The organism is Candidatus Accumulibacter contiguus, assembly GCF_036625285.1.
In the GTDB taxonomy this organism is placed as follows: Bacteria; Pseudomonadota; Gammaproteobacteria; order Burkholderiales; family Rhodocyclaceae; genus Accumulibacter; species Accumulibacter contiguus.
In genome coordinates, this window is record NZ_JAZKUC010000001.1 from 2,119,818 (window position 1) to 2,132,560 (window position 12,743).

Annotated in this window: 12 protein-coding genes; 7 read left to right on the plus strand and 5 right to left on the minus strand. The window is 61.8% G+C overall.

Going from position 1 to position 12,743, the window contains the following annotated elements; genetic code table 11:
• Positions 1 to 7: 7 nt before the first annotated feature.
• Complete coding sequence (glk, locus tag V5B59_RS10425; RefSeq protein WP_169071338.1) at positions 8 to 973, minus strand: glucokinase; 966 nt, start codon at positions 971 to 973, stop codon at positions 8 to 10.
• Between the two features lie 444 nt (positions 974 to 1,417).
• Positions 1,418 to 2,185: a glycoside hydrolase family 19 protein gene (locus tag V5B59_RS10430; RefSeq protein ID WP_034912933.1), complete on the minus strand. Its 768-nt coding sequence runs from the start codon at positions 2,183 to 2,185 to the stop codon at positions 1,418 to 1,420.
• 84 nt (positions 2,186 to 2,269) lie between these two features.
• Between V5B59_RS10430 and V5B59_RS10435 the strand changes: the two genes are divergently transcribed.
• Entirely contained in the window at positions 2,270 to 3,679 is a 1,410-nt protein-coding gene (locus V5B59_RS10435; protein ID WP_308240165.1) for an FAD-binding oxidoreductase, read from the plus strand.
• Between the two features lie 10 nt (positions 3,680 to 3,689).
• Here V5B59_RS10435 and V5B59_RS10440 read toward each other — a convergent pair whose 3' ends face one another.
• Genes V5B59_RS10440 through V5B59_RS10450 form a run of 3 tightly spaced genes read right to left on the minus strand, consistent with a single transcriptional unit; the run spans position 3,690 to position 6,174 of the window.
• On the minus strand, positions 3,690 to 4,559 hold the full coding sequence (locus V5B59_RS10440; RefSeq protein WP_034912931.1) for an Hsp33 family molecular chaperone HslO: 870 nt from the start codon (positions 4,557 to 4,559) through the stop codon (positions 3,690 to 3,692).
• 16 nt (positions 4,560 to 4,575) lie between these two features.
• The gene (nadA, locus tag V5B59_RS10445; protein WP_169071339.1) at positions 4,576 to 5,673 is read right to left on the minus strand and encodes a quinolinate synthase NadA; all 1,098 of its coding nucleotides are present in this window, start codon (positions 5,671 to 5,673) and stop codon (positions 4,576 to 4,578) included.
• 51 nt (positions 5,674 to 5,724) lie between these two features.
• Positions 5,725 to 6,174 (minus strand): rhodanese-like domain-containing protein, encoded by a 450-nt coding sequence (locus V5B59_RS10450; RefSeq protein ID WP_169071340.1) that lies wholly within the window; start codon positions 6,172 to 6,174, stop codon positions 5,725 to 5,727.
• 301 nt (positions 6,175 to 6,475) lie between these two features.
• Here V5B59_RS10450 and glnA point away from each other — a divergent pair, with 301 nt between their 5' ends.
• From glnA to V5B59_RS10480, 6 genes are all read left to right on the plus strand, one after another.
• A complete protein-coding gene (glnA, locus tag V5B59_RS10455) occupies positions 6,476 to 7,891 on the plus strand; it encodes a type I glutamate--ammonia ligase (RefSeq protein ID WP_169071341.1) in 1,416 nt (471 codons plus the stop codon).
• 172 nt (positions 7,892 to 8,063) lie between these two features.
• The gene (locus V5B59_RS10460) at positions 8,064 to 8,555 is read left to right on the plus strand and encodes a DUF4124 domain-containing protein (protein ID WP_034914681.1); all 492 of its coding nucleotides are present in this window, start codon (positions 8,064 to 8,066) and stop codon (positions 8,553 to 8,555) included.
• A gap of 26 nt (positions 8,556 to 8,581) precedes the next feature.
• Entirely contained in the window at positions 8,582 to 9,661 is a 1,080-nt protein-coding gene (gene glnL, locus V5B59_RS10465) for a nitrogen regulation protein NR(II) (RefSeq protein ID WP_372703798.1), read from the plus strand.
• Between the two features lie 60 nt (positions 9,662 to 9,721).
• Positions 9,722 to 11,152: a nitrogen regulation protein NR(I) gene (gene ntrC / locus V5B59_RS10470; protein WP_169071342.1), complete on the plus strand. Its 1,431-nt coding sequence runs from the start codon at positions 9,722 to 9,724 to the stop codon at positions 11,150 to 11,152.
• 38 nt (positions 11,153 to 11,190) lie between these two features.
• Positions 11,191 to 12,006 (plus strand): biotin--[acetyl-CoA-carboxylase] ligase, encoded by an 816-nt coding sequence (locus tag V5B59_RS10475; protein ID WP_169071343.1) that lies wholly within the window; start codon positions 11,191 to 11,193, stop codon positions 12,004 to 12,006.
• Positions 12,003 to 12,719 carry a type III pantothenate kinase gene (locus tag V5B59_RS10480; RefSeq protein WP_169071344.1) on the plus strand — a complete coding sequence of 239 codons (717 nt, stop codon included), beginning with the start codon at positions 12,003 to 12,005 and terminating at the stop codon, positions 12,717 to 12,719. Before V5B59_RS10475 ends, V5B59_RS10480 begins: the two co-directional genes overlap by 4 nt.
• Positions 12,720 to 12,743: the final 24 nt, after the last annotated feature.

Below are 12,743 nucleotides of genomic sequence, written 5' to 3' on the forward strand. Positions count from 1 at the left end.
GTAAAGTTCATGGGCAAGCTTCGCTGTCGGCCAGGGCATGGGCAGCACCAAGCAGGGCCGGCGTTGGAGAAAGCATTACATAGGTTGGAATTGCGGCCAGATAGGCAGCGAATCGCCCTTTGGCCTCGAAACGGGCGCGAAATGGTGAGTGATCAAATAATTCCCCTAGTCTTGGGATGATACCACCACCGACATACATGCCACCCTGGGCGCCGAGCGTCAGCGCAAGATTTCCCGCAACGGAGCCCAGCATTGCGCAGAAAGTGTCGATCACCGCCCGGCACTGGAGATCGTTGCCGGCGACGGCACGCGCGACGATTTCAGCTGTCGACAAGGGTTCACCGCGGCGGCCGTCGACTTCAGCAACCAGACGATGCAGCAAAGGCAGGCCGCTGCCGGAAAGCAGGCGCTCGGCAGAGACATGGTCAAACTCAAGTCGGGCGAGGGCAAGGATCGTCGACTCGCGTGCGTCGGCAGGGGACAGTGAACAATGGCCGCCTTCGCCGGTCAGCGCCAGCCAGTGGCCACGATCGAAAAGCACCCCCGAGACACCAAGGCCGGTTCCGGGTCCAAGCACTGCTTTGGGGGCCAACTCGATCGGCTCGCCGCCGCCGACCTGATGCAGATCGGCGGCGTCAAGTTGCGGCAGCGACAGGGCCAGGGCAGTGAAGTCGTTGAGCAGCAGCAGGCGATTCAGCCCGAGTCTCGCCTTGAGGTCGGCGCGCGCGAAGGTCCAGGCGCCATTGGTCAATCCGACCACTTCATCATGAACCGGGCCGGCCAGCGCGATCGCCGCCGCCTGCAAACCTGGGCAGCCGACTTCAGTGAGGTAGGCCTGAATCGCTTCTGCCGGTCCGGCGAAGTCGGCCACCGCGAGTATGCGTACCCGCTCCGGTGAGCCGGATTCGTCGAGCAGCGCGAAGCGGGCACGCGTGCCACCGATGTCGGCGACCAGCATTGCATACGGCGTCATGGCAGTGCCTGCTCAGAGTCAATAGAGGGGAAAGGATCGGTGATTCTCATGTGGTTGAACAATGATGATGCAGCTGAGCCTGTCGTTTCGATCAGGCGGCTGCTGCAGGTTGAAGATGAATGCCAGGTCGAAGAGATGAGCACGCCCCGAATCTTCGCACCAAATACGGTATTTTTCAAAGACCCGGCCAGCCTCTGCGGCTCTCTCCCCGGTACCGGCATCCGTTGTCCGGGAGTCTCTCCGGTCCACACGGGTTCTGTCAAGCCGGGACTGGCCGAATCAGCACGCCACAGCCATTGGGCAGGCATGGCTTTCGTTTCTTGCAGAGCAAGCATTCCCCCAGGGTTCTGCCCTAACCGGCTGTCGCAACAGCTCGGGCAGACCCGGGGCTTCCGGCCCAGCCGTCAGCCGCCCGCTCTGGTGCTTGTGGCGGAGAATAATGGATCAGAGCGTGGCGAGATAGCTCCTTGCCATTTCCGCGATCGCCTGCGCCTTGTCCAGTCCGTTGATGCAGCGGCGAGCATTGACGAAATCCGTTTTATGGATATCGACGTAATCCGAGAGCTTCCGCCCGGAGAATGTCCCGGTCTTGAATCCGTGCACCAGAACGAACAGGGCGACTTCAGGTTTTGAGGCCAATTGCGGGTGATTGACCAGATCCAGACCCAACAACTGAGCGTATTTTTCGTAGTTATTCTTCCAGGTCAGCTGTACATAACCGCGACCATAATAAGGATAATATCTTGACGAGGGAAGGTGTGTTCTGAGGTAGGTATCCGGGTCCTTGAGCCAGAATGCCTCGCTGACCGGCTGGAAGCGATGCGCCGTTTCGTGATCGACTGTCGCCAGCACGTAGGCGATCTGGGTCTTGATGCCGAGACCCTGGTTTGCGCACTCGCTTTTGATGGCGGCTATCGTGCCCTCCTTGGTGGAAAAGTCATGCTGGGCATCGATTGGCGTGACTTGATCAAGGATCCCTTGCAGCTTTGCAACATCTCCCGCGTCGATCGTGAGCGGATCGCCCAGCTTGAAATCTTCCACGCATTCGGCCCAGGCATTGCGGGTTTTCGGCCCATACAATCCGTCGATATCCCCCAAGGGATAGCCAAGCTTGGTCAAGGCAGTCTGCAGTTCGCCAAGCCTGTCCTCGTCCAGATCGTGGATCGGGATCGAAGAGCCTGCGGGAAGGGTGGTCAGTTTCGTGAGTTTCATATCGGTTCTCCCTCAACCTGTTTGCTGCAGTTAATATAGACGCATTCTTCCTCAATATCATCCCAATCCGACTGCAGGCCCTCCGTGAATCACGCGCATCTGATCAGAAGCCTGAGCGAACTGCTCGGCGCCGAGAATGTGCTGACTGCCGCTGATAGCATGACTGCGTACCTCGGCGACTGGCGGGGTCGCTATCGCGGTGCGGCGCTCTGCGTCGTGCGGCCAGCGACTACCGCGGCAGTGGCGGCGGTGGTCCGGGTCTGTGCCGAGGCCGGCGTGGCGATGGTGCCGCAGGGCGGCAATACCAGTCTTTGCGGGGCGGCGACGCCGGGGTCTGACGGCCGGTCGGTGCTGATCAGCCTTTCCCGGATGCGGCGCGTGCGCGCGATCGACACCCTCAACAACACCATCACCGTCGAGGCCGGTTGCGTACTGCAGACGGTGCAGGAGGCGGCAGCCGAGGCAGGTCGGCTGTTTCCGCTGTCACTGGCGGCCGAGGGCAGTTGTCAGCTCGGCGGCAATCTGTCTACCAACGCCGGCGGCGTACAGGTGCTCCGCTACGGCAACACCCGCGAGCTGACGCTGGGCCTTGAAGTGGTGCTGCCGAGCGGCGAAGTCTGGGATGGCCTGCGCGCCCTGCGCAAGGACAATACTGGTTACGACCTGAAGCATCTGTTCATCGGCGCCGAGGGAACGCTGGGGATTATCACCGCGGCGGTGTTGAAGCTCTTTCCGAAGCCGCGGTCGACCGCCACCGCCTGGCTGGCGATCGCTTCGCCGGCGCTGGCGGTGCGCTTGCTGGCCGAACTGCAGGCACAATTCGGCGCATCGTTGACCGCCTGCGAACTGGTCTCGGAGCAGGCACTCGATCTGGTCCGCAAACACCTGCCGGGAGCGCATCCCAGTGTGTCGGCAAGCCCCTGGCATTTGTTGATCGAACTTTCCGGCAGCAGCGATGAGGCGGCGCTACGCGAAGCGCTGACCTCCTTTCTCGCCGCTGCGCTCGACCAGCGCATGCTCGGCGATGCGCTGCTGGCGCAGAGCATCGAGCAGGCCCGCTGTCTGTGGGCATTGCGCGAGAATATCGGCGAAGCGCAGAAAATCGAAGGCCAGAGCATCAAGCACGATGTTTCTCTACCGATTTCGCGCCTTCCGGAGTTTGTCGAGCGCGCCGACCGGGCGCTTCTGCTGGCTTATCCGGAAATTCGCATCGTCACCTTCGGACACATCGGCGACGGCAATCTGCACTACAACCAGTCGACATCGGCAGCCGGTGAGAACGCGGCTTTCCTGGCTGCGCAGCCCGAAGTCAACCGGATCGTCCATGACCTGGTGCATGAACTCGGCGGCAGCATCAGCGCCGAACACGGCATCGGCCAGTTGAAGCGCGTCGAACTGCTGCGCTACAAGAGCCCGGTCGAAATCGAGATGATGCGGGCGATCAAGCGCACCCTCGATCCGCAGGGCTTGATGAATCCTGGCAAGGTGCTGTGAGTTCCATTGGTCAATGCAGCGTCGGTGACGTCGTCTGCAACGCATCGCTGAAGAGGGAGTCGATGGCCGGCGCGTCGAAACGGTACTCCCGATTACAGATGTCGTCCTTGATGAGCACTTCGCCATGCTCCCGCAGGACGGCATAGACTTCAGCGGGGCCGAGCGAACGTAGCAGGAAACGCACTTTTTCCCAGTCCTCGGGGCAGTTGTGGACGACGATCCGCGCCGGAAAAAGGCGAACGGTTTCTTCCGGAAAGAGGCGGCGCAGCAGTTCCTCGGCAGGCAGCGACAAGAGTTCCGCAGTCTTTACCGTGGCTGCCAGCGCCTCGACGCGCGCCCAGCCGTCCGCGTCGCGCTGATCGGCAGATGGCAATTTCTGCAAGAAGAGTCCGGCCGCCGCGCTGGAAGAAGCAGCCAGAAAGAAGCGCGCAGGCAATTGTTCCGACTGCCCGAGGTAGTGCTCGAAGACCTCGGCGATGCTCTCGCCGTCGAGTGGCACGATGCTCTGATAGGGCTCACGCATCGACGGCATGTCGAGCGAGAGCAGCAACTGGCCGTCGCCGAGCAGTGCCGGAACGGAATGTTCCTCCGGTTGTGTTGCACACCTGGCCATGCCGCGAATCTGCAACTGCTCGTCGCAGTCGATGACCAGCAGCGACACCGGGCCGTTTCCACGCATCTGGATCGTCAACCGGCCAGGTTGCTTGAGCTTGTCGCCGAGCAGCAAAGTAGTGGCGCTCATTTCCCCGAGCAATCGGCGAACCGGCGCCGGGTAGTCGCGATTCTCGATCATTTTCCGCCACGCCGGTCCGAGGCGAACGACGGCGCCAAGGATGTCGAGATCGTCGAGCAGAAAGCGGCTCAGGTAGTCGTCGAGCATGTTTCCGGATCAGATCTCAAGAGACAGCGAGCATTCTTTCCAGCGCCAGCTTGGCGAGTGCCCGCTCATGCTCGGGCACCGTGATCTGGTTGACCACCTGGCCATCGGCCAGGTTCTCGAGCGTCCACGCCAGATGCTGCGGGTCGATGCGCTGCATCGTCGAGCACATGCACACCGTCGGCGCCATGAACTGCACGATCTTGCCCTCCTGCCGGACTTCTTCGGCGAGACGGTTGACCAGATTGAGTTCGGTGCCGACCAGCCAGCGCGTGTTTGGCCGGGCCTCCTTGACCGTTCTCACGATGTGTTCGGTCGAGCCGACGAAATCCGATTGCCGGCAGACCTCGAAGCTGCATTCCGGGTGGGCGATGACCAGGCCGTCGGGATGCTGATTGCGAAAACGCAGGATGTGCGCTGGCTGGAACATCTGATGGACCGAGCAATGGCCTTTCCAGAGCAGCAGTCTTGCTCGCCGGATCTGCTCGGCGGTGAGGCCGCCCATTTCGAGATCGGGGTCCCAGACCATCATCTCGTCGAGCGCGATACCCATCTGAAAGCCGGTCCAGCGCCCGAGGTGCTGGTCCGGAAAGAAGAGAATCTTCTCGCGACGCGCAAACGCCCAAGCCGCAATCGTGCCGGCATTCGACGAGGTGCACACGATGCCGCCGCGTGCGCCACAGAAGGCCTTGAGATCGGCCGCCGAGTTGATGTAGGTCACCGGCGTGACCTGTTGATCCACGTCGAGCACTTCGCCGAGCTCGCGCCAGCAGCGTTCGACCTTGGCCAGATTGGCCATGTCGGCCATCGAGCAGCCGGCTGCCAGGTCAGGCAGGATGGCGATCTGCTCGGGCTTCGACATGATGTCGGCGACTTCGGCCATGAAATGCACGCCGCAGAAAACGATGTAGCGGGAATCGGTCTGTGAGGCGAGGCGAGAGAGTTTCAGCGAGTCGCCGGTAAGGTCGGCGTATTGATAAACATCGGCGCGCTGATAGTGGTGACAGAGCAGCACGACTTCCTTGCCGAGGCGCGCGCGCGCGGCACGAATGCGCTGATGACAGGCATCGTCCTGCAACTGGTTGAATTTGTCGAAGTGGATGGTCGCGCTTTGCATGATGGTGGTACTCGAATCGATGTCAGGAAAGCCAGGCCGAGCTGGCAGCGTTCAGCTATGCCAGGGCAGGCCGGCGTGACGCCAGCCGCCGATCTTGCCCCGCTGGCCGCTGGCGTCCTTGTCCCCCTCGAAGCCCTCGAGCACATTGTAACAGTCGCGCGGCGTGGCCTGGCTGACCAGCGCGGCCGCTTGGTGCGAACGCGCGCCGCTGCGGCAGATGAACATCAGCAGGGCTTCGCGATCGGTCTGCTGCGTCAGTTGCGCCAGGAAATGACTGTTGGGCCGGTTCTCGGGGTAGCTCATCCACTCGATCTCGACGGCGCCGGGGATGCGTCCGACCCAATCCCATTCGGCACGCGTGCGCACGTCGACCAGTTTGGCGCCGGGCGCCAGTTGCCAGACCTTGTACGCCTCCTCCGGCGTCAGTGCACCCGCGTACGGGAGGCCAAGTTCGCGCCCGCGTTCGTGGGCGAGTTGCAGCAGATCGGTCAATTTTCCCATGGTGTCCGCTAAAGTATCTGTTGAAGGACGCCCGACAAGACGCCCGATAAAGCTCGGAGTATAAATCACTTGAATCGTTCGCAGGGCGGGCTGCTTTCTTCTGTAACGCACCGTTGCAGTGCGTGGATCGATTTGGCGCACCGCCGTGGTGCAATGAAAAAACCTCAAGAACGCGCCAGAACCTTGTGGCACAATGAAAATCCACCGGGACAGTGATTGGCACGTTTTCTGCTAATCCCCCCCGCACCCCTATTTTTCTACTATCGCCGGCGAGCCCGGCACCTCTTCAGGAGATTTTGCAATGGCAAGCCCGCAAGATGTAATCAACATGGTCAAGGAAAACGAGGCGAAGTTCGTTGACTTCCGCTTCACCGATACGCGTGGCAAGGAGCAGCACGTGACGGTGCCGGTCAGCGCTTTTGGCGAGGACAAGTTCGAGAACGGCCACGCTTTCGATGGTTCGTCAATCGCTGGCTGGAAAGGGATTCAGGCTTCGGACATGCAGTTGATGCCCGATCCGAGCACCGCTTATGTCGACCCCTTTTTCGATGAGACCACCGTGGTCATCACCTGCGACGTGGTCGATCCGGCGGACGGCCGCGGTTACGACCGCGACCCACGTTCGATTGCCAAGCGCGCCGAAGCCTATCTCAAGTCCAGCGGCATTGGTGACACCGCCTACTTCGGACCCGAACCCGAGTTCTTCATTTTCGATTCGGTATCGTGGAGCGTCGACATGTCCGGTTGCACCCTGAAGATTTTCTCGCAGGAAGCGGCTTGGACGAGTGGCGAAAAGAGCGAGAGTGAGGGCGGCACGGGTCACCGTCCCGGGATCAAGGGCGGCTATTTTCCGGTGCCACCGGTCGACAGTCTGCACGACATCCGTTCGGCGATGGTGCTGACGCTCGAGTCGGTCGGGGTGCCGGTTGAAGTGCATCACCACGAAGTCGCGACCGCCGGCCAGTGCGAGATCGGCACCCTGTTCAGCACGCTGGTCAAGCGCGCCGACTGGACGCAGGTACTCAAGTACGTGGTTCATAATGTCGCGCATCAGTACGGCAAGACCGCGACCTTCATGCCGAAGCCAATCGTTGGCGACAATGGTTCGGGCATGCATGTCCATCAGTCGATCTGGAAGGATGGCAAGAACCTGTTTGCCGGCAACGGTTACGCCGGTCTGTCGGAAATGGCGCTGTTCTACATCGGCGGCATCGTCAAGCACGCCAAGGCACTGAACGCGATCACCAACCCCGGTACCAATTCGTACAAGCGCCTGGTGCCGCACTACGAAGCGCCAGTCAAGCTGGCTTACTCGGCCAAGAACCGTTCGGCTTCGATCCGCGTGCCGCATGTGGCCTCCGACAAGGCCAGACGTATCGAGACCCGCTTTCCGGACCCGATCGCCAACCCCTATCTGTGCTTTTCCGCCTTGTTGATGGCCGGTCTGGACGGTATTCAGAATCGTATTCACCCTGGCGATCCGGCAGACAAGAACCTCTACGATCTGCCGCCCGAAGAGGATGCCAAGATCCCGACCGTTTGCGCCAGCCTGGAAGAAGCGCTCGAATCGCTGGACAAGGATCGTGAATTCCTGACCCGTGGCGGAGTCTTTTCCGATGACTGGATCAGCGCCTTTATCGAACTCAAGATGGACGAGGTCAACAAGGTGCGCATGACCACTCACCCGGTCGAATTCGAACTGTACTACAGCTGCTGATCGGGCAGTGCAGGGAGGAGGACGGGCTTGCCCGTCCTTTTTTTGTCTACCGATCGTCCGCCCACCGCGTTAATATTGGCTCGATCCATCTCTTGCCGTCGCCTGATGTTCAGGATGAGGCTTGCCAGTTTTCCTTCGCGAGGGCTGGCTGCGACAAAGGAATACGACGACGATGAAACTGCCAGCCCTGTGTCTTTCGATTGCACTGCTCACGACAGTGTCGGCGTATGCGCAGGACATCTACAAATGTGCCGATCCCGACGGGCGGGTCACCTACTCGAACGTGCCGACCAGGAGTTGCCGGAAACTCGTCCTCGATCCGGTCAACCTGGCGCCGGCTCCGGCGGCCAGGCCGCCGGCTGCGGCAGCGAAAACGCCGACGCCAGGCAATTTCCCGAAGGTGGACGAGCAGACGCAGAAGTCGCGCGACGGCGATCGTCGACGCATCCTCGAGAATGAACTGGCGGCAGAGCTGAAGAATGCCGAACAGGCGAAGAAGGACCTTGCCGAACAGGAAGGCATCATTCTGCCGAGTGAACGCATGCAGGGTGGGGCGATCAGTGGTGGCAAGGTGCAGGAACGGCTGCAGGCCTACAAGGACAAGGTTGCCTTGCACCAGCGCAATGTCGAGGCCATCCAGAAAGAAATCACCAATCTGCGCTGATCGTCAGGGTCTGTTGCCGCCCCTCCATGCCGATGCCTGAAATTCAGGGACATCCCTTTGCCGGGCTGGATCTGCTGTCGTCGGCGGTGGTGCTGCTCGACGCGAGCCTGGCCATCCGCTACCTGAATCCGGCAGCCGAGAACCTGCTGGCGATCAGTAACAAGGTCTTTGCCGGCTGTCCGCTGGAAAACGTCATGGAGTGCCCGCCGAAACTGCTGGCAGCGCTCGACAGCGTTCTCAACCAGGGCTGGGGCTACACCGGGCAGAAAATCGGCTTGCGGCTGGTGGGTGGCGAGGTCTTGCAACTGAACTGCACGGTCAACCCGGTCGATTCCCCGGAAGCCAGCCTCCTGGTCGAATTGTGGCCAATCGATCAACAGTTGCGAGCGACGCGGGAAGAGCGCCTGGTCGAGCAGCAGCATGCCAATCGCGAGTTGATACGCAACCTGGTGCACGAAATCAAGAACCCGCTCGGCGGTATCCGTGGTGCGGCGCAACTGCTGGAGCGCGAACTCAACAATCCGGGTCTGCGCGAGTACACACAGGTGATCATCAAGGAGGCCGACCGCCTGCAGGATCTGATGCGGCGCCTGCTGTCGCCGCATCGCCCGATGCAGCCGGGACCGGTGAACATTCATGAAATCCTGGAACGTGTGCGCAGCCTGTTGACTGCCGAATTTCCGACCATCCTGAGCGTTTGTCGCGACTACGATACCAGCCTGCCGGAACTGGTCGGTGATCGGGAACAATTGATCCAGGTCTTCCTGAACATCGCCAGGAATGCAGCGCAGGCAATTCGCCGGCAAGCGGACGGGAGTGTCGCCGCACCGGGGCAGATCACGCTGCGTACCCGTGCCGCGCGCCAGGTCACTTTGTTCAAGCGCAGATACCGGCTGGCACTCGAAGTGCAGGTGGTCGACGATGGCCCGGGGATTTCCGAGGACATTCGCGAACGTATGTTCTATCCGCTGGTTTCCGGTCGCGAGGGCGGTAGCGGCCTCGGGCTGACACTGGCGCAGAGTTTTGTGCAACAACACCAGGGGACGATTGATTGTGAAAGCAAGCCGGGCCATACCTGTTTCACGATTCGCCTGCCGCTCGTCTGAACCGGCTGGCAGGTTTCTTGCTAGCAAGCAATGATAATTGACAAGCTGCCTGAGGAATCGATGAAACCGGTCTGGATCGTTGACGACGATAAATCAATTCGCTGGGTTCTCGAGAAGACCCTGGCGCGTGAAAAAATCGCTTTCCAGAGCTTTGCCTCGGCGACTGAAGCGCTGGCGCAACTAGACGCCGGCGGCGAAGCACCACAGGTGCTGGTTTCCGACATCCGCATGCCGGGTCAGTCGGGACTGGAATTGTTGCAGTTGTTCAAGGAACGCTTCCCGACTCTGCCAGTGATCATCATGACCGCTTACTCCGACCTGGAGAGTGCGGTGTCGGCGTTTCAGGGGGGGGCTTTCGAATACCTGCCGAAACCCTTCGACGTCGATCAGGCTCTGGAACTGATTCGGCGGGCGATTGGTGAAAGCATGCACCAGAGTGGTGCACCCAACGAGGAGGGATTGACGCCGGAAATTCTCGGCCAGGCACCGGCGATGCAGGAAGTCTTCCGCGCCATTGGTCGCCTGAGTCAATCGAGCGCGACCGTTCTGATTACCGGCGAGTCGGGTTCCGGCAAGGAACTGGTGGCGCGCGCAGTGCATCGCCACAGTCCGCGTGCCGACAAGCCCTTCATCGCCATCAATACCGCGGCGATTCCCCGCGACCTGCTCGAATCCGAACTCTTCGGTCATGAACGCGGCGCCTTTACTGGTGCGGCGGCGCAGCGACAGGGCCGTTTCGAGCAGGCCGAAGGGGGGACGCTGTTCCTCGATGAAATCGGTGACATGCCAGCAGAATTGCAGACACGGCTGTTGCGCGTGCTGTCGGACGGACATTACTATCGAGTCGGTGGCCATTCGCCGTTGAAAACCAGGGTTCGCATCATTGCCGCGACGCATCAGAACCTCGAAGCGAGAGTCAGCCAGGGACTTTTTCGCGAGGATCTCTTTCACCGCCTGAACGTGATCCGCGTGCGCCTGCCGAGCCTGCGCGAACGACGCGAAGACATTCCGATCCTGGCGCGCCACTTTCTGCACCGGAGCGCGCAGGAACTCGGCGTTGAAGGCAAGCGCTTTTCGGATGCTGCCCTGAAGCATCTGTGTTCGCTCGATTTTTCGGGGAACGTGCGGCAACTCGAGAATCTCTGTCACTGGCTCACGGTGATGGCGCCGGGGCAACTCCTGGAACTTGCCGATCTGCCGCCAGAACTGCGTGAGGCCGTGCCGGCGACGCCGGCCAACGACTGGGAAAGTGCGCTGGCGAACGAGGTTGAACGCCTGTTGGGCAGCGACCCGGGGCAGGTACATATGAAGTTGACGCACGCTTTCGAACGTGTCCTGATCAACCGTGCGCTGGCCCATACCGGTGGGCGGCGAATCGAGGCCGCGCAGGCACTCGGCATCGGCCGTAATACCATCACCCGCAAGATTCAGGAACTTGGCCTCGACAGCAGCGGCGCGAGCGAAGATCGGGAAGGTTCATCCGCACGATAATCGGCGATAATGGCGGCCTTGCCTGTGATGACGAAACCATGGACCATGCCTGCCGCCCTTGCCAGATCGATGCTGCCCGCCTGAGTCTGCTGCTCGGCCCGGCGCAGTGCCGCTTCACGGTCGAGACACTGCGCGAGTGCAGCTCGACCAGTACTTTGCTGCTCGAACGCGCCCGTCAAGGAGCCCCCAGTGGTGCGCTGCTGGTTGCCGATCAGCAGACGGCCGGACGTGGTCGCCGCGGTCGTAGCTGGCTGTCGTCTCCGGAAGCCGGTCTGACCTTCTCTCTTTTGTGGCATATCCCCGGGGACATGGCGCGGCTGGCGGGACTGTCGCTGGCGGTTGGCGTCGCTGTCGCACGTTCGCTCGAAGCCTGTGGCGTCGCCGGTGTCGGACTGAAATGGCCAAACGACATCCTCCTCGACGGCGGTAAGGTCGGCGGCATCCTGATCGAACTGGAGGCCACGCCGGGAGGCATGCTGGCGGTGATCGGCATCGGCCTCAATCTGCAAATGCCTGCCGTCGGCGCAGAGGAACTGCAGGAATTCCTGCATCGCCCGGCAGCACTGGCACAGCGCTTGTCGCCGGTGCCCGAGCGCCACCAATTGCTGGCGCAATTGCTGCTCGATCTTGCCGCCGTTCTCGACGACTTTTCCGCGACGGGTTTCCCCGCGCTGCGCAGCGAATGGCAGGCGCGTCATGTCTGGCAGGATCGTCAGGTGCGTCTGCTCAACGGCGGGCTGCTGGACCGCGAGGGGATCTGTCTCGGCGCCGATGCCGACGGCGCACTCCTGCTACTGACGGCGAACGGAGTCGAGCGCTGCCTGTCCGGCGATCTGTCGCTGCAGGTGGCATGAACATCGCCATCGACGCCGGCAATAGCCGCATCAAATGGGGCGTCCATGACGGCAGCCGGTGGCTGGACAACGGCGCGCTGGCGACCGCCGATGTCGCCTGGTTGAGCGAGGCCGCCGACGAATGGCCGGTGGCGCGGGTGGTGATCTGCAACGTCGCCGGCAGCGAGGTCGCTACAAGCATCACGGCTCTCCTCGCCGGGCGGCACTCCCAGGTCTCGTTCCTGCACGCCAGCGCCGAGGCCTGCGGCGTGCGCAATACTTACGAACATCCCCGGCAACTCGGTGCCGACCGCTGGGCGGCGCTGATCGGTGCGCGCGCCTTGCTCGGCAGCGCCTGCCTGGTGGTCTGTGCCGGAACGGCGACGACCGTCGACCGGCTAGATGCGGCCGGAGTGTTTCGCGGCGGGCTGATCCTGCCGGGTTACGACCTGATGCGGGCGGCGCTGGCGAGCAACACCGCGCAGTTGCCGCTCGCCGATGGCGTTTTTCGCAGCGAGCCACGCAACACCATGGACGCCATCGTCAGCGGCTGCCTGCAGGCGCAGCTCGGCGCCGTCGAGCGGATGTTTTCGGCAATCGCCACCGAGCCCGGCGCCCGCTGCCTGTTGACCGGTGGCGCCGCCGCGCGTCTCGCAGCACACCTGTGTATCCCCTTCCAGTTGATCGACCATCTGATCCTCAGCGGACTGGTGCGCTATGCCGAATCCCTTTGATCCCTTGCGCCTGTAGACAGGAGA

Excerpts from the sequence above, each read along its gene's own strand:
- glk (WP_169071338.1), bottom strand. The coding sequence starts at position 973 with ATGACGCCGTATGCAATGCTGGTCGCCGACATCGGTGGCACGCGTGCC.
- V5B59_RS10430 (WP_034912933.1), bottom strand. The coding sequence starts at position 2,185 with ATGAAACTCACGAAACTGACCACCCTTCCCGCAGGCTCTTCGATCCCG.
- V5B59_RS10440 (WP_034912931.1), bottom strand. The coding sequence starts at position 4,559 with ATGCTCGACGACTACCTGAGCCGCTTTCTGCTCGACGATCTCGACATC.
- nadA (WP_169071339.1), bottom strand. The coding sequence starts at position 5,673 with ATGCAAAGCGCGACCATCCACTTCGACAAATTCAACCAGTTGCAGGAC.
- V5B59_RS10450 (WP_169071340.1), bottom strand. The coding sequence starts at position 6,174 with ATGGGAAAATTGACCGATCTGCTGCAACTCGCCCACGAACGCGGGCGC.
- glnA (WP_169071341.1), top strand. The coding sequence starts at position 6,476 with ATGGCAAGCCCGCAAGATGTAATCAACATGGTCAAGGAAAACGAGGCG.
- V5B59_RS10460 (WP_034914681.1), top strand. The coding sequence starts at position 8,064 with ATGAAACTGCCAGCCCTGTGTCTTTCGATTGCACTGCTCACGACAGTG.
- glnL (WP_372703798.1), top strand. The coding sequence starts at position 8,582 with ATGCCGATGCCTGAAATTCAGGGACATCCCTTTGCCGGGCTGGATCTG.
- ntrC (WP_169071342.1), top strand. The coding sequence starts at position 9,722 with ATGAAACCGGTCTGGATCGTTGACGACGATAAATCAATTCGCTGGGTT.
- V5B59_RS10475 (WP_169071343.1), top strand. The coding sequence starts at position 11,191 with ATGGACCATGCCTGCCGCCCTTGCCAGATCGATGCTGCCCGCCTGAGT.
- V5B59_RS10480 (WP_169071344.1), top strand. The coding sequence starts at position 12,003 with ATGAACATCGCCATCGACGCCGGCAATAGCCGCATCAAATGGGGCGTC.